Annotated in this window: 14 protein-coding genes; 3 read left to right on the forward strand and 11 right to left on the reverse strand. The window is 42.3% G+C overall.

What is annotated here, in order from left to right; translation table 11 throughout:
* Nucleotides 1–100 precede the first annotated feature (100 nt).
* The 3 genes from pncB to FTU38_RS05155 all read right to left on the reverse strand — a co-directional run bounded on the left by pncB (nt 101) and on the right by FTU38_RS05155 (nt 3,655).
* Complete coding sequence (pncB, locus tag FTU38_RS05145; protein WP_180088689.1) at nt 101–1,309, reverse strand: nicotinate phosphoribosyltransferase; 1,209 nt, start codon at nt 1,307–1,309, stop codon at nt 101–103.
* 146 nt (nt 1,310–1,455) lie between these two features.
* Nucleotides 1,456–1,956: an ankyrin repeat domain-containing protein gene (locus FTU38_RS05150; protein WP_078193253.1), complete on the reverse strand. Its 501-nt coding sequence runs from the start codon at nt 1,954–1,956 to the stop codon at nt 1,456–1,458.
* Between the two features lie 181 nt (nt 1,957–2,137).
* Nucleotides 2,138–3,655 carry a catalase gene (locus tag FTU38_RS05155; RefSeq protein ID WP_180101689.1) on the reverse strand — a complete coding sequence of 506 codons (1,518 nt, stop codon included), beginning with the start codon at nt 3,653–3,655 and terminating at the stop codon, nt 2,138–2,140.
* 230 nt (nt 3,656–3,885) lie between these two features.
* On the opposite strand from FTU38_RS05155, the gene dtd reads away from it, so the two are divergent.
* Nucleotides 3,886–4,326, forward strand: coding sequence for a D-aminoacyl-tRNA deacylase (gene dtd, locus FTU38_RS05160; RefSeq protein ID WP_168379709.1), 441 nt, complete (start codon nt 3,886–3,888; stop codon nt 4,324–4,326).
* Between the two features lie 80 nt (nt 4,327–4,406).
* Here the strand turns inward: dtd and FTU38_RS05165 are convergent, their stop codons facing one another.
* From FTU38_RS05165 to serB, 3 genes are all read right to left on the reverse strand, one after another.
* The gene (locus tag FTU38_RS05165) at nt 4,407–4,886 is read right to left on the reverse strand and encodes an SCP2 sterol-binding domain-containing protein (RefSeq protein ID WP_078190615.1); all 480 of its coding nucleotides are present in this window, start codon (nt 4,884–4,886) and stop codon (nt 4,407–4,409) included.
* A gap of 156 nt (nt 4,887–5,042) precedes the next feature.
* Complete coding sequence (gene aciT, locus FTU38_RS05170; protein WP_078190616.1) at nt 5,043–5,375, reverse strand: AciT family ciprofloxacin tolerance protein; 333 nt, start codon at nt 5,373–5,375, stop codon at nt 5,043–5,045.
* Nucleotides 5,376–5,789: 414 nt separating this feature from the next.
* Nucleotides 5,790–7,010, reverse strand: coding sequence for a phosphoserine phosphatase SerB (serB, locus tag FTU38_RS05175; RefSeq protein WP_078193257.1), 1,221 nt, complete (start codon nt 7,008–7,010; stop codon nt 5,790–5,792).
* Between the two features lie 77 nt (nt 7,011–7,087).
* On the opposite strand from serB, the gene FTU38_RS05180 reads away from it, so the two are divergent.
* Nucleotides 7,088–8,344, forward strand: a complete 1,257-nt coding sequence (locus tag FTU38_RS05180; RefSeq protein ID WP_180110692.1) for a hypothetical protein — start codon at nt 7,088–7,090, stop codon at nt 8,342–8,344.
* Between the two features lie 50 nt (nt 8,345–8,394).
* Here the strand turns inward: FTU38_RS05180 and ppk1 are convergent, their stop codons facing one another.
* The 5 genes from ppk1 to mhpT all read right to left on the reverse strand — a co-directional run bounded on the left by ppk1 (nt 8,395) and on the right by mhpT (nt 14,181).
* The gene (gene ppk1, locus FTU38_RS05185; protein WP_180110693.1) at nt 8,395–10,458 is read right to left on the reverse strand and encodes a polyphosphate kinase 1; all 2,064 of its coding nucleotides are present in this window, start codon (nt 10,456–10,458) and stop codon (nt 8,395–8,397) included.
* A gap of 206 nt (nt 10,459–10,664) precedes the next feature.
* Nucleotides 10,665–11,633 carry a bile acid:sodium symporter family protein gene (locus FTU38_RS05190; RefSeq protein WP_078190620.1) on the reverse strand — a complete coding sequence of 323 codons (969 nt, stop codon included), beginning with the start codon at nt 11,631–11,633 and terminating at the stop codon, nt 10,665–10,667.
* 73 nt (nt 11,634–11,706) lie between these two features.
* Nucleotides 11,707–12,357 (reverse strand): bifunctional nicotinamidase/pyrazinamidase, encoded by a 651-nt coding sequence (gene pncA / locus FTU38_RS05195; protein WP_180054339.1) that lies wholly within the window; start codon nt 12,355–12,357, stop codon nt 11,707–11,709.
* A 70-nt stretch (nt 12,358–12,427) separates the two neighbouring features.
* Nucleotides 12,428–12,817 (reverse strand): hypothetical protein, encoded by a 390-nt coding sequence (locus FTU38_RS05200; protein ID WP_180110694.1) that lies wholly within the window; start codon nt 12,815–12,817, stop codon nt 12,428–12,430.
* Nucleotides 12,818–12,969: 152 nt separating this feature from the next.
* On the reverse strand, nt 12,970–14,181 hold the full coding sequence (gene mhpT / locus FTU38_RS05205) for a 3-(3-hydroxy-phenyl)propionate transporter MhpT (RefSeq protein WP_180004342.1): 1,212 nt from the start codon (nt 14,179–14,181) through the stop codon (nt 12,970–12,972).
* Nucleotides 14,182–14,904: 723 nt separating this feature from the next.
* Here mhpT and dapA point away from each other — a divergent pair.
* Nucleotides 14,905–15,804, forward strand: coding sequence for a 4-hydroxy-tetrahydrodipicolinate synthase (dapA, locus tag FTU38_RS05210; RefSeq protein WP_078193262.1), 900 nt, complete (start codon nt 14,905–14,907; stop codon nt 15,802–15,804).
* Nucleotides 15,805–15,812 lie beyond the last annotated feature (8 nt).

Consider the following 15,812-nt stretch of genomic DNA (forward strand, 5'->3'; position numbering starts at 1 on the left):
TTCACTATTATTCTGAATTTTTGCATTCCTTTAGCAATATTTTAGATATAAAAAAGCCGAATCATTGATTCGGCTTTTTTATTTTTATCTAATGCTGTGTTTAAGCGCTAACTTCTGGGATGTCAAATACCTGACGTAGATACGCTAAGAAAGTATCATTATCCGTCATGGTTTTACCCGGACTATCTGAAATTTTTGCCACAGATTGACCATTACATTCAACCAGTTTCAGTACGATATTCAGCGCAGTTTGCCCCATATCATTGGTCAAGTTGGTGCCAATACCAAAGCTAACTTGGAAACGGTCTTTGAAGTAATTATGCAAATCCCACGCTTTTTCGATATTTAGACCATCACTAAAGGTCAGCATTTTACTTTTGCTATCGACTTTAAGCTTTTTGTAATGTGCATAGGCTTTATCGCCCCATTCATACGGGTCGCCACTGTCATGACGTAAACCGTCGAATAGTTTGGCAAAGTACAAATCGAAGTCACGTAGGAACGCATCCATACCGACAACGTCCGTTAAGGCTATTCCTAAGTCACCGCGGTATTCCTGTACCCATGTTTCTAGCGCAGACTTCTGGAAGTTACGTAGACGAACATCAAGCGCTTGGAACGCCTGCAAGAATTCATGCGCCATTGTACCAATTGGAGTAATGTTCAAGTCTTTGGCAATCAGAACATTACTTGTACCGCGGAAAATATACGGTGAAGCCTGATTTAATTCTTCAATTACATGCTTTTGCCATGCATAACTATAACGACGACGCGTGCCAAAATCAGAGACCAAGAATGGTGGATCATTTGGATTTTGCCGTGCTTCATACTGCTTCAGCAAGGCAATCTTATGTTGCAAACGGCGCTCACCTTCGGCTAAAACTTCGGGTGTACGAATACGTTGGAAATATAATTCATTGACGATGGCTAAAACAAAGATTTCAAACATCATCGCTTGAACCATTGGGCCTTCTACCCAAATGTCGAGTCGACCTTCATCATCAATACCCGCTTTAATAAAACGGCGTTTAAGCTGAAATAATTCAAGATAATCAACAAAATCGCTTTTAATAAAACGTAAACTGCGTAAATACTGCAATTCATCTTCTTTAAACTTCAACTGACAAAGCATGTCGAGCTGCATGTTTAAATCATCCAAAATTTCAACCAGTGGATAGGCTGTATCATCCAAGTTACGGCAACGAAAGTGATACACACTATGGGTTTGCGGAAATTTGTGTAACACTACCTGAAGCATGGTGAATTTATACAGATCTGTGTCTAATAAGGATTGGATGATTGGAGACATAAAGACTTTCAGTTTTTATCAACTCTTTGCATTAAAGCATACTTTATTGATAAAAAGCCGATTGATTTAGTGGAATAACTTATAAATCACCGCGATTCATCGACTTTTTTCAATTTTTTTGCTGAAGCTGAGCGCGATCAAGCTCACTATTTTTTGAGTAACTGTCGATATTTTTCTTCTTGACCAAATTCACGCGCAAACTGTTCTGCAGTCTTTTGCCCCATTTTTTTGGCATTTGCATCGCAATCCACTTGGCGTAATTGCTTTGCAATCGCCCATTCTAATTTAAACATGGCACCCATCAATGCGGTGTTGCCTTTATTGTCACGTGCGCAGCGGTCTGCACCTTGTTCTAGCAAACGAGTCACAATATTTTGATGACCATAATAGGTCGCCATCATCAGTGGTGTAAAACCCGAAGCATTGCGCACATCGACCGGAAAACCGTGCTTAAGAAATTCATTGATGACTTCTTCATTGCCAGTTTTGGCTGCAGCAAAGAAAATTGCGATCAATTCCTGTTGTGAGGTCATCTGATCGCTTGCAGTTGCTTTAGCGGGGGAGATATCTTCCGCGATTGCCACGTTTGCGAATGCGGAACCAAACGCTAGAAGACTGGCTAAAGTCAAATGTTGCATAACTTTCATGATGAACTCCAACAGAAATCGAATGTAGAATTGAATTAGAAATAATTCATTTCATAAAAATGAATATTTAAGGAGTGCCTATGAAACTCCCCCTAGGGTGCAGGAAAGGTATGGAGCTTCATAGGACTTTTTTGAGGTAACGTTCTAGACCCTAGTTACCAATCCTTCAGACTGATCGAAATTAGTCTTTCAGTTGTGCTGCTTTAGCTTTTACTGTTGCAAGGTTGCCGTTTACTGCTTTAGTCATACGCATACCGTAGTCTGCATCTGCTTTGTAGAAGTAAGACAACATGATGTGCTTGGTTTCAGAATCTTTTACGTTGCCAAGATCCGCAGCCAAGTTCATGATTAAATCGTCTTTTTCTTTAGCAGAGTATGAACGGTAAAGCTCACCCGCTTGCTTGAAGTTTTGCTCTTTGGTACCGATCTGTTGAACTGTGCCTGTCAGCGGAGTTTGAACAGCGCGTGCTTTCTCAGTGGCAGCTTTAGGCACTTTACGGCTTGGCTCGTAGTTCACGTCAGAATCACGCTCGCTAACATTCATGTAGCCATCTTGGTTGTTGTTGTTAACAGCAACAAGCGGACGGTTGACTGGAATTTGCTGGTGGTTCGCGCCTAAACGGTACATTTGAGTATCTGAGTAAGAGAAGATACGACCTTGTAATAGACGGTCTTCTGAAGGCTCGATACCTGGAACTAAGTTACCTGGAGCCAATGCCACTTGTTCAGTTTCATTGAAGAAGTTTTTCGGCATACGGTTCAGCGTCAATGTACCGACTTTAGTTTCTGGAACTAGGTTCGTCGGCCAGATTTTTGTTGGATCAAGCGGGTCAAAATCAAAGCTGTTTAAATCTTTAGGATCTAACACTTGGATATAAAGATCCCATTTCGGGAATTTACCAGCGTTGATGTTGTTATAAAGATCGTTAGTCAAGTGGTTGAAATCTTTACCTTGTTGCTCAGCAGCTTCTTTAACGTTCAGACCTTTCACGCCTTGTTTAGAGCGGAAGTTGAATTTAACGTATTTGTATTCGCCTTTGTCGTTATAAAGCTTGTACGCATGTACACCAAAGCCGTCTTGTTCGCGGTAGCTGGTAGGCACGCCTTGGTTACCATACACATAAGTCAACATGTTGGTTGCCCATGGCTGGCTAGACAAGAAATCAAATACGCGGTTTGCGTCTTGAACGTTGTTGATTGGGCTAGGCTTCATGGCATGGATGAAGTCTGGGAATTTGATCGCATCACGGATGAAGAATACTGGAGTTTGGTTACCCACTAAGTCCCAGTTGCCTTCTTGTGTATAGAACTTGATCGCAAAACCGTGCGGGTCACGTAAAGTTTCTGGAGAACCTTTACCATGAATTACAGTCGAGAAACGTAAGAAAACTGGAGTCTTAGTACCTGCTTTGAACAATGAAGCAATGGTGAGATCAGATAAATCTTTAGTTGCAACGAATTCACCATACGCACCTGTGCCACGGGCATGTACCACACGCTCAGGAATACGCTCACGACCAAAACGTTGTAATTTTTGAACCAATTGTACGTCTTGAAGTAGAACTGAACCATTTGGACCCGCAGTAATCGAGTTTTGGTTATCGCCTACTGGTGCACCATTGTCTTTTGTTAATGGCGCTGCTTGAGTCGCCGCTGTTGCTGTTGCTAACATCGCAACCAATAAAGAACGCTTAAACATCGTCTTAATCTCTCTGTTAAATACCTTTCCTGCCCCGCAAAGATACTGGCATTCAATAAATAGATAAAAACAGATTATTTTTATAAATTTAATCGTATTATTAGATTTATAAAAAATATACAGTTTATTTTCAAATGTTTGAGCCCAAAAATTTCTACACATTGCCTCGAAAGAATGCTGTCTTTGCTACAATCCCTGCCCTATGTTCAATTTTCTACTCGGAAGAAGTTATGCGGGCCTTGTTACAACGTGTTTTGGAAGCCAAAGTGGTGGTCGATGGTGAGATCACGGGTGAAATTAATCACGGTATTTTGGTGTTTTTAGGCCTTGGCAAAGCTGACGATTTAGAAAAAGGCAAAAAGCTGATTGATAAGATCTTGAAATACCGCTTTTTTGATGATGAACAAGGCAAGATGGGCTGGAATGTCAGTCAAGCCGGCGGCGGTATCCTCTTGGTGTCTCAATTTACCCTGATGGCGCAAACGCAAAAAGGTCTGCGCCCCGATTTTGGCCCTGCCATGCCGCCAAACGATGCCAAAGCACTGTATGAACAGCTGGTCGATTACACCAAGAGCCAATATGACCATGTACAAACAGGCATCTTTGCCGCCGACATGAAAGTGCATTTGGTTAATGACGGTCCAGTGACCTTTAATTTAGAAGTTGAATAACCACTGAAGCATTAAAAAAAGCCCTCAAAAGAGGGCTTTTTTTAATGCTCCTCCTTTAGGAGGAGAACAAGGCGTAAATCTTACTTACCTGTTTTTTCTTTAATAAACGCACGTGCGATTTTGATTTTTTCTTTAACCGGTTTTGGAAGTTTAGGTGGAATTAACTTCGCCACTTGGTTAAACCAGACCAGTAGACCAAAATCACCTTCCATTTTAATACTGCCATTTTGCATACCCGTCATAAATGCAGTTGGGTCACCTTTCATCAAGGTTTTTACACCCTGTTCGCTGTCCGCAAATTGCAAAATAAAGTCTGCTTTTTCAGCATCGCCTGAAACAGTATCAATCTGTCCATTATTTACAATAATTTGACGTGCAACACCTAAATCCGTGCCGATTTGAATACGGAATTGACGTTCATGAACCAATTCAATGAATTTAGGGCTAGTACGTGCAAGCTGTTTCATACGAAGCGCTAAACCTGCCACGAGTAAATCAAGTGGATCCGTACTGACATCAACTAAAGGTAGTTTTACGACAGGAATTGATGATAGTTTCATGACTTAAAGCCTATTGTAATTGTTGGAAAATTGACTGGCTTCATCCTACCATAACTTGGCTTTTGAGAAGTAAGGCTTTGTATCTCAAATCGGACTAATACGTTCATAAAAAAATGCGCCCTCAGGCGCATTTTCATTGAAATTTTGTTCTGGCACTTATCGGCTCGAACATTGCTGTTCTTCATCATATACAGGCGTGTGCTCTATACATTGGCGCTTTGCCATCGCACGCTCTGCACGGCGGTCTTCACGTAACAATACTAAAGTGAATACCACCATTGCGGCCATTAATGCCGTTAAATAACTATAAGTCACTGATAATTCAAACATGGTTTGTGTGCCAAATCGAATCACTTCAATGAGTCCCCACACCAGCATCCCCGCCAGCATAAAACTTAACCAGCGACGATAAGGCGAGAAGAAAACAGCAATCACAGCCGCCGATACCAAGCTCAGGCCAACGATTGTTGCTAAATTCGCTGTTAACATAAAAACCTCCGTCATTTGACAGCTGACATCTCTTGTCTTACAGGATGCTGAGCCGTCTCACTACTGTATCTTCAGTAAATAGATTTGGTCGATCTCAATCTCTTGCAAGCATTATGCTGAGTTTTTTGCATAAAAAAAGTCTCGTTTTTTGTCCATGCGACACACCTTGTCGCAACATTATTTTGTCATTACATTTTTTCTTTTTAAAGAATTTCTAGAACAATGATGGCATCTCGTTTCGAGTGTCATTACAAAAAAAACAGCTGATTTTAGGCTAAAAAAATTAATTTTTCGAATGCTGTTAATCGTTGTTTTTATCGACAATTTTCTTCTACCGTTCATCGGATGAGCTGAATTCTTGGCATAAAAAAACGCAGCCTTTTGGCTACGTTTTTTAGTATGACTTAAATGGTTTTAAGCACGATTTAAATCTTTATCGTGCACACCAAGCAGGTAAAGAACACCATCTAAACCCACACTTGAAATGGCTTGATTGGCATTTTGACGCACCAAAGGTTTCGCACGGAAGGCAACGCCTAAGCCAGCTAAAGACAACATTGGCAAATCATTCGCACCATCACCGACTGCAATGGCTTGTTCTAATGAAATCCCCATTTCTTCAGCGATTTGTGTCAATAAGAAGGCTTTGCGGGCACCATCCACAATATGGCCTTTCACTTCACCTGTTACCGCGCCATCTTGTACGTCCAGTACATTGGCATGGACTTCATCGATACCCAGTTTTGCTTGTAGATATTCGGCAAAATACTGAAAACCACCTGACAAAATAGCCGTGCGATAACCCAATGATTTAAGCGTTGAAATCAGACGTTCCGCACCTTCTGTAACAGTCAGACGTTCTGCAATTTTAGGCAATACCGAAGCATCCATACCTTTGAGCAGTGCCACACGTGCACGGAAACTTTGTTGGAAATCGAGCTCGCCTTGCATAGCACGTTCAGTGATTTCAGCCACTTGAGCCCCGACACCCGCTTCAATCGCCAATTCGTCAATCACTTCTTGCTCAATCAGCGTTGAGTCCATATCAAAGCAGACCAAACGACGATTACGACGGTAAGCATTGTCCTCTTGAACGGCAACATCTACCCCTAGTTCGGTAGATAGACGTAAACATGCTGCACGCATCGCAGTGGCATCCAACATCTGGCCTTTTAAACCAAATTGAACGCAGGCACGGCGTGGACCTTCGCTTGATCCATCTAACTCTGGACGGCCAGATAAACGAGTCACAGTTTCAATATTAAAGCCTTGGCTCGACACAATATTTGTAACTGCCTGTAAATGAGACGCCTGTAATTCTGGCGCAAGTGCCGTAACGATATAGCGTGTGCGGCCTCCCTCATTTACCCATTGTTGATATTCTGTTGTAGAGATTGGTTTAAAGCGCACAGTTAAGCCAATATCATGTGCTAAAATCAACATCTCCTTCATGGCTAATGCTGTCGCAGTCTGGTCTTCCGACGAAACAACAATACCTAAAGTCAGCTGATTGTGGATGACTGCTTGTCCGACATCTAAAATCTGTAAGGAATGTGCGGACAAAACCTGCATTAATCGTGTAAATTGATTAGGTTGGTCAGGTCCTAAAAGTGATATAAGAATGATTTCTCGCATGAATTGACTCGGGTCTGAGCTACAACTAATGTAAGAATCATAATCTAAATTGAATAGAATTGCCTTGGAAGTTTACGTTGAATGCGCCTAGACAAGGGCTATTTGCTAGCCTATTAGTAGTTTGTTTTGCTTTGCATACCTTTTTATTGGTATTGGCAACAACCCACCAACTGAACGAAAACCGTGCCAGTCAGGGACAACTGATGACCAGTCAATTGGTTACAGACAGCCTATCTGAGCTTGAGCCGGCCAATACCGTATCATTAGCCTTACTTGCTGACCGCTATGCAACCAACCCGAGCGTGGCTTCCATCCGCATCTTAAATGCCAATAATCAAGTTTTGGCCACAGGCGGTTTGACCAAAACCCGTGACGGTGAAATCTTTGTTCGTGATGCGTTGCAAAACGAAAAGAAAGTCGGAACGGTTGAAATCACTTTAATTAAACCAAGTATTGGTGAAATCTTACGTACGCAATGGGCCGCGATTCTATTTTCATTATTCCTACATGGCTTGTTGTGGTTAGCGTATCGTGCCATTGCTCGCCCTAGTCGTACTGAATATTTAGCGCGAATCAACAATGAATCACGTCTAAAACATGAAATTCAAACGCTAGCGCAAGCCTTAGAACAAGAAAAACATAATGCCGCTGTGGCGATTGCTCAAGCGCAGCAAAATGCGCAAGCAAAAGCAAAACAGCATAAAGACATGAAACCAGTGGTTCTCGACAGCAACAGCTTGGCATTAAATATTCAATTTTATGATCCGAAACAGCTGCTCGATAGCGTCAACAAAACCGTGTCTGTGCCGTATTTTAATCTCTGCCAAATTTTCTTAAATAAAACCACAGAACTCTGTGTTCAACATTATAAATTGAACAGTTCTGACATCAGTACGGTACATAAGTTTGATGAACATGGCGCAACCATCAGCACGACCGCTGACACTCCAGATGCGCTGCGTTGCCTCACCATGATCAGCTCAGTATTCCAATTGCTTTCAGATGTTTTATATAAACGCTACCGTGAAGAAAAACGTTTCGTTTTACAAACCCGTAGCGCGATTTCAAGCTCTGTCGAAGCCATGCAATTGTCTTCTGTACAAGCGGCTGAGCGTTTAGTCCAACAATTGGTTGCCAAAGAAAGTGCCATTCATGTGCCGACAACTTTGCTCAAAGAGATTTCAGATCATTTCCAATTGGTCAGCTTGCCAAATCCGACCAATGTGTTGACGCGTCATGCGTTTATGCTCAATGGAATGGACAGTGATGCCGCTGAATTGGCTCAAAACTTCAGAACTGAAATTTTAAAATCCAAACAGTCAAAAGCCTCGTAAAGGTTTTAGCGCAATCAAAAATCCCGACTTGAGTCGGGATTTTTTTTGTCTTAAACAGTCGAAATTTTCTGTGCAATCAAATATTTTTGCGCGTTATGTGGTTCGGCACCTGCTTCCACCGCGACTTTCTCCCATTGCCCATTCGACTGCATTTCCCATGCATTTTGATTATCGTCCAAATAGTTAAGTAAACCATCTTTCATAATGCGTTTTTTCAAACGGCTTTCTAAAATTGGAAAACAGGTTTCGACCCGTGAAAATAAGTTACGTCCCATCCAATCGGCACTGGCACAGTACAATCGTTTTTCGCCTGCATGCTCAAAATAATACACTCGAGTATGCTCTAAGAAGCGTCCGACGATAGATCTCACATGAATATTCTCAGACATCCCTTTGACCTGAGGAATCAAACAACAAATCGAACGGATAATTAAATCTACAGATACCCCTGCTTGCGATGCACGATACAAAGCAGCAATCAGTTGCGGTTCCGTGAGTGCATTGACCTTCACAATAATTCGTGCGTATTTTCCCGCTTGCGCGGCAATAATTTCCTGTTCAATCAGTTTCAATAGTTCGGTATGCAGGGTAAATGGTGCATGCAGTAAGGCTTTTAGTTTCGCCATCTTGCCCATGCCTGTCAGTTCCTGAAACATGCGATGCACATCCTCGCAAATATCGGGATGCGTCGTCATCAGGCCATAATCGGTATACATCCGCGCATTGCCTGCGTGGTAATTACCTGTTCCCAAATGGGCGTAGCGCAATAGTTGATTATTTTCACGGCGCACAATCAGAATCATCTTGGCATGGGTTTTATAGCCCACAATGCCATACACCACGACAGCCCCAGCTTCTTGCAATATATTGGCCACGGTAATATTGGATTCTTCATCAAACCGCGCCCGAAGTTCGATAACTGCGGTTACTTCCTTACCGTTGCGAGCCGCCTCCGCCAAAACTTGTACGATGTCCGAATCTGGCCCACTGCGATAAAGCGTCTGCTTAATGGCTAAAACCTGAGGGTCTTTTGCAGCTTCACGTAATAGGTTAATAACCGGTTGAAAGGAGTCAAACGGATGATGTAACAACACATCTTGTGTTTTTAATACATCAAAAATCGCGGTTTGTTTACGAAAAACTTTAGGAATAATCGGTGTATAGACCGGATATTTCAGTTCAGGTCGATTAAAACTGGCACTGAGACGCGATAAATTGATCGGGCCGTCAATGCGATAGAGCTCCTGCTCACTCAAATCAAATTCATCTAACAAATAATCAATAATGCTTTGCGGACAATCATCTTCAATTTCTAAGCGAACTGCCCGACCAAATCGCCGCGAAGACAATTCATCTTTTAATGCCACCGCCAAGTCATCCACATCTTCAGCCAGAACTAAATCTGCATTGCGTGTCACTCGAAAGGCATAACAGCCCGTCGCTTTCATCCCCGGAAATAGGTCATTGATGTGTTGCTGAATAATGGCGGTCAGGAAAATTTGTGTCTCTGCACTGCCTTCAACCTCGGCGGGCATTTTGATTAAACGCGGCAATGAGCGTGGCGCAGGCACAATTGCCATTTCAATGGCACGACCAAAGGCATCTTTGCCTTCTAGACTCACAATAAAGTTGAGGCTTTTATTGACCAAGCGTGGAAACGGATGCGATGGATCTAAGCTAATTGGTGTTAAGACTGGTTGAACTTCTTTACTAAAATAATGGCTAATCCACGCCCGATGTTTTTCTAAAATATCTTTAAATTGAATAAAGCGAATGCCTTCACTTTGTAATGCAGGCAATACAGCATGATTGAGGGTCTGGTATTGCTGTGCAACCGTGTCATGAATCACTTGGGAAAGTTCATCTAAGACCACTTCAGTCGGAATGGCATCTGGCGTCCGTGCAATCGCATTCAAATCTCGTTGTTTCATTAGCCCCGCAATGCGAATTTCAAAGAATTCATCTAAATTGCGTGAAAAAATGATGAGAAAATTCAAGCGTTCAAGTAAAGGTAAACTTGAATCGAGTGCCTGAGCCAAGACCCGCCGATTAAAATCTAAAAGTGACAATTCACGATTATAATAGGTCTCTGATGAATGCTGAAAATGTTGCATACCCTCTCAATGCTGTTTGAAACAGTCTATATCTAAAGTGTTTGCCGGCATGTTAGGCAGCGGATATGACACTTATGTTACAAATAGCATTAATCAATTAAAAAAGCATCCAATTCTCTAAAGCCGTATTCATCAAATCGTAAAATTTATTTTCGACATCAAAAAAGAGGGACATTGCCCTCTATTTTACTGAATTGTTTTTTCGTTTATTGCACAGGCTTGTCTTGTTCCGATGCTTTGGGCTCACTCGTCCGTGCTGCCCAATAGGTTGCTAGTGCTGGGCCCGAAATATTGTGCCACAAACTAAAAATCGCACTCGGCACAGCGGTCAGAGGTGAAGCGGCAAAATGGGTGGCCGCCAATGCCACACCTAGACCGGAGTTTTGCATCCCGACTTCAATTGACACTGCTTTACAGTCTGCATAGGGCAATTTAAAGAGTCGGCTGGCCCAAAAGCCCAATAGATAGCCCAAGCCATTATGTAAAGCCACTACCCCGAGAATCAGTAAACCTGATTGCAAAATCTGTGTTCGGCTACCTGCAATGATGGCCGCCACAATCGCCACAATTGCCACAACAGAAACCAGTGGCATGACCTGTATATAGGCATCCACTCGGTGCTTAAAGACAGTTCGAATCATTAACCCCACAATGATCGGAAATAAAACCACTTGTAAAATTGAAACCAACATCGATGCCGCATTAATTTCAATCCATTGGCTTGCCAGCAAATAGAAAATCGCAGGGGTTAAAACCGGTGCGAGTAATGTCGAAACAGAGGTACAGGCAACAGATAATGCGGTATTGCCTTTTGCCATATAGGTGATGACATTAGAGGCCGTTCCACCCGGACAGCAACCGACAAGAATGACCCCGATTGCGATTTCTGTCGGCAGTTGTAATAATTTACACAAGAAAAATGCCAATCCCGGCATCACAATAAACTGTGCCAAAACCCCGATCATCACAGCTTTCGGACTTTGCAATACACTTTTAAAATCTTGCAGTGTCATGGTCATGCCCATACCCAACATAATGATGCCTAGCATCCATGGGATATATGCTTTTAACCAAACAAATACATCGGGAAAAAACATGGCGAGCGCTGCAAACAACACCACCCAAATCGCAAATGTTTTCTGCACAAATTGAGTGAATTTTAAGAAAGCCGACATAGGCATCTTCCATTTAAAAACAGGGACAAAAAAAGGCACACCCTTGTGCCTTTTCTCAACTGAGCCCACTGGGTCATGCCAAAGATAATGCCTGTGCATGCTGCTGCACAATATCTTTCAGGTAAATACGCTTCACCCCATTCGCCAACATGTCTTGCCATGCATGCTGAAGCGAACCCTGTAAATCGATCCCTTTGGTCAAATCAGCAATCACAAAAGTTTCAAAACCAAGCTTACGCGCATCCATTGCCGTCCATGCAACACAGAAATCCGTGGCGATCCCCACCACAAAGACCGTATCAATACCACGTTCGCGCAAATAGCCCGCCAAACCTGTTGAGGTTTTCTGATCTGCTTCCATAAAAGCAGAGTAGCTGTCGATATGCTGATGAAAACCTTTACGGATTATCAGCTGCGCCGTCGGTAAATTTAAATCAGGATGTAATTCGGCATCCTGTGTACCTTGTACACAATGTGTTGGCCACAATACTTGCGTTCCATAATTCAGCTCTATGCTGTCATAAGGTGCATGCTCAGGATGATTTTCAGCAAAAGAAATATGGTCGGCTGGATGCCAATCTTGAGTCAGCACAATATTCGCAAAGTATTGTCCCAGTTGATTAATCCCTGGAATAATTTGATCGGCATTGGCAACAGCCAACTGACCACCTGGGGTAAAACCATTTTGTACATCGACCACAATCAGCGCTGTATTCTTTTGCATATCTCTCCATCCGTTGTCATGCATTGTCGGCGACTCTACTGATTCGCTCATATTTTAAAAGCCTTAGTATTCAGTCCTGTGCATAAAAATAAAATGACTGTCCTTCCTGACAATACCGATACTTGGGCAAATGCTCAACCAAACGCTGTGCAAAGCGTGGGTAAATACGGGCTTTTCGCCGAGTCGAGGCATGAAAATAAAAATAGCGCGGTTGATGTTGAAAGATATATTTTAATAAATGGCGGCGTGTCTGTTGCATGACCTCAAACGCATTAATATTTTCAGCAACATCTTCTAGGGTAGGTTCATCGGCAAAGGCCAACCACGCATTTTGTCTCGGCTGTTGGAGATGTCTTTGAAATACAGGTTTGAGTTCCAAGATAAATTCGTATTGATGTAGATACAAACTGAATTCACGTTGATCAACTTTAAAAATTGCGACCCGTTTTCTTGCTGACATAGCCCCTCTACGTTGATTTTTTATTTTTTCATTCTGCTGTATTTTTACATCAAATACGTTTATTTATCTTGGCTTAAAGCATTAGTGCGACTTCTATTGTCGCCATAAAAAAAGCCCGCAATATGCGGGCTTTTTTTGATATGGCATGTTCCTTATGATGGAATACGACGTACCAATAACAACATAAATATTGCAGAGATTGCGATACATGGAATTGCCGCGGTAATCACCCCTGCCGCACCAAAACCTGCTGCCAATAACTGACCCGCAATTGCAGGGCCTAACATTGCACCGACACGACCAACGGCTGAAGCTACACCAACACCCGTACCACGTAACTGTGTCGGATACACGATACCACCGAAGGCATACAATACACCTTGGCAACCAATCACAAATGCACCGACTAAAGCTGACGCCATGTACATTTGAGTCAATGAACCTGCACCATTCAGCGCAAATAGACCTGCCAAAATACCGCCGTACATCAAAATGATCACATAAGCTTTCTTCCAACGATCAGTCAACATACCTAAAATGATCGTACCAATGGTTGCACTCACCATGAAGTAGAACTGCGCAGTTGCACCATCTTTACGAGTGAAACCGAGTTCGGTGAACAACGACGGTAACCAGCTCAACATGATGTACACCACCATCAAGGTGAAGAAGTAGCTCACCCAAATTGAGAAAGTACGTAAACGGTTTTCTGTGTTAAAGAGGTTTTTGAAAGCACCTTGTTGCACTTCGCCATTGGCGGTCGCTTGAACCGCTTGATCTTTGGCTTTCAAGAATTCACGCGATTCGGGCAGGAACCAAATCATCAATGGAATCACAACAATCGGTAATAAACCGCCTAAATAGAAAATATTTTTCCAGTTTGCACCGAAGTCCGTCATTGCAACTAATGACAAGATTGCCGCACCCACAGGCATACCACAGTACATCAAACCGACTGCACGACCACGATTTTGTGGCGTTACCGCTTCAGATGCCAAGGTAATTAAAATTGGCATTGCTGCACCTAAACCTGCACCTGCAAGAAAACGTACAGCGAGTAAGCTATGGAAGCTATTTACCCATACCGTACATAAGGTAAAGATGGCGAACATCCCCGTAGACCAAATTAATACTTTTTTACGGCCCATTCGGTCTGCAATCCGACCACCCACCAAAGCACCAGGTAATAATCCTAAAATACCGGCACTAAAAAACACCCCTAGCTGCGAGCTATCCAGCCCGAAATATTCACGAATCCCTGCTGCTGCAATACCTGCAGCCTGAATATCCAGACCTTCGATTACGGCAATAAGGAAGCAGATTGCTACCGTGACAATAGCATGCTTATTATCTGACTTTTCCATTGGAGAATCCTTGTTGTCATCAGCGTTCAAATTAAGTCGCATCATCGCTGAGCCTTATAAAGGATATAACTACCAATAAGTTGAAGCCTTTCGTCCAAAATTGGATTACGTGCATGGTGTAATAGTTTTTGTGCTTTAAGTCACAAAGTCGTAAAAACAATTAAAAATTTAAAATAAAAAAATATGAATCGTGCAATGAACAGTCAAATCAAGCGATCTTTTTAAACACTCATAAAAACATGTCTATTTCTATTAGATATAAAAAAGATTATTACCCAAGTTTTTAACAATCATTTGTAATAAAACCCGAGCGAATTGATATAGTTTTTAAATCTTTAGTCATTGTTATTTAATCTTAAATTCTGATTAAAAAGCACGGAATACACATAGATCAACCTTTTGCTGATGATTTAATCAATCCCATCAACCATGCCAACCCTCTCGATTGAATAAAACATTTTCAAGATTCAGCCCCTGCTGAACAATTTTCAGGCTGCAAAAAAACCGCTATTTTACACTTGATTGTTTTAAGTTTGATTTGTATAAAGAATTTTATGGCTTTGACCAAAGCATATTGTTCTTATGCGTTTGATCAGTCATAATTTGCGTAAGCATTATTCAATTTGGGTATAGCCCAATGAACATGCTACAAATCAAAATTCGAAACCATCCAGAAATCAATATTTCATCTTGTCGGATGGACAAATAGGATAGCTTTTCAAAATGACTCAGCAAGCTCAGACCATTCAAGGTTCAATTGTCGCAATCGTCACCCCAATGTTTGAAGATGGCAGCGTAGATTGGAAGAGCCTCGAGAAGCTGGTTGAGTGGCATATAAAGCAAGGCACCAATAGTATTGTTGCTGTAGGGACTACAGGTGAAGCTTCTACCTTGAGCATGGCCGAACACACTCAGGTGATCAAAGAAATCATCCGTGTGGCGAACAAACGCATTCCAATTATTGCCGGCACAGGTGCAAACTCAACCCACGAAGCGATTGAACTCACCAAAGAAGCCAAAGAGTTAGGTGCAGATGCGGCATTATTAGTTACACCATACTATAACAAACCTACCCAAGAAGGCCTGTATCAACACTACAAAGCGATTGCTGAAGCTGTTGATTTACCTCAAATTTTATACAATGTACCTGGCCGAACCGGTGTAGACATGCACAACGACACCGTGATCCGTCTTGCTGATATTCCACAAATCGTGGGCATTAAAGACGCCACTGGCGATGTTCCTCGTGGTCAAGAACTCATTGAAGGCCTTAAAGGCAAAGATATGGTGGTGTACTCAGGTGATGATGCAACGGCTTATCAGTTAATGGGTTTAGGTGCTAAGGGCAACATTTCGGTTACTGCGAACGTGGCGCCAAAAGAAATGAGCGAAGTGTGTGCAAGCGCTTTGGCGGGTGACGCAGTCCAAGCCGAGCAACAAAACAATACTGTTGCAAATTTACATCAAATTTTATTTTGCGAATCGAACCCAATTCCTGTGAAATGGGCACTTCATGAGATGAACCTGATTGAAACAGGCATTCGCTTACCATTAACACCCCTTGCAGAACAATATCGCACTCCGCTTCGTGAAGCACTCATCACTGCGGGCGTTATCAAATAAAGAAGAGC

Source organism: Acinetobacter sp. YH12098 (assembly GCF_013419235.1).
Classification (GTDB): Bacteria; Pseudomonadota; Gammaproteobacteria; order Pseudomonadales; family Moraxellaceae; genus Acinetobacter; species Acinetobacter amyesii.

Coding starts and splice junctions, on each gene's coding strand:
- pncB (WP_180088689.1), bottom strand. CDS start 1,309: ATGTCTCCAATCATCCAATCCTTATTAGACACAGATCTGTATAAATTC.
- FTU38_RS05150 (WP_078193253.1), bottom strand. CDS start 1,956: ATGAAAGTTATGCAACATTTGACTTTAGCCAGTCTTCTAGCGTTTGGT.
- FTU38_RS05155 (WP_180101689.1), bottom strand. CDS start 3,655: ATGTTTAAGCGTTCTTTATTGGTTGCGATGTTAGCAACAGCAACAGCG.
- dtd (WP_168379709.1), top strand. CDS start 3,886: ATGCGGGCCTTGTTACAACGTGTTTTGGAAGCCAAAGTGGTGGTCGAT.
- FTU38_RS05165 (WP_078190615.1), bottom strand. CDS start 4,886: ATGAAACTATCATCAATTCCTGTCGTAAAACTACCTTTAGTTGATGTC.
- aciT (WP_078190616.1), bottom strand. CDS start 5,375: ATGTTAACAGCGAATTTAGCAACAATCGTTGGCCTGAGCTTGGTATCG.
- serB (WP_078193257.1), bottom strand. CDS start 7,010: ATGCGAGAAATCATTCTTATATCACTTTTAGGACCTGACCAACCTAAT.
- ppk1 (WP_180110693.1), bottom strand. CDS start 10,458: ATGCAACATTTTCAGCATTCATCAGAGACCTATTATAATCGTGAATTG.
- FTU38_RS05190 (WP_078190620.1), bottom strand. CDS start 11,633: ATGTCGGCTTTCTTAAAATTCACTCAATTTGTGCAGAAAACATTTGCG.
- pncA (WP_180054339.1), bottom strand. CDS start 12,357: ATGCAAAAGAATACAGCGCTGATTGTGGTCGATGTACAAAATGGTTTT.
- FTU38_RS05200 (WP_180110694.1), bottom strand. CDS start 12,817: ATGTCAGCAAGAAAACGGGTCGCAATTTTTAAAGTTGATCAACGTGAA.
- mhpT (WP_180004342.1), bottom strand. CDS start 14,181: ATGGAAAAGTCAGATAATAAGCATGCTATTGTCACGGTAGCAATCTGC.
- dapA (WP_078193262.1), top strand. CDS start 14,905: ATGACTCAGCAAGCTCAGACCATTCAAGGTTCAATTGTCGCAATCGTC.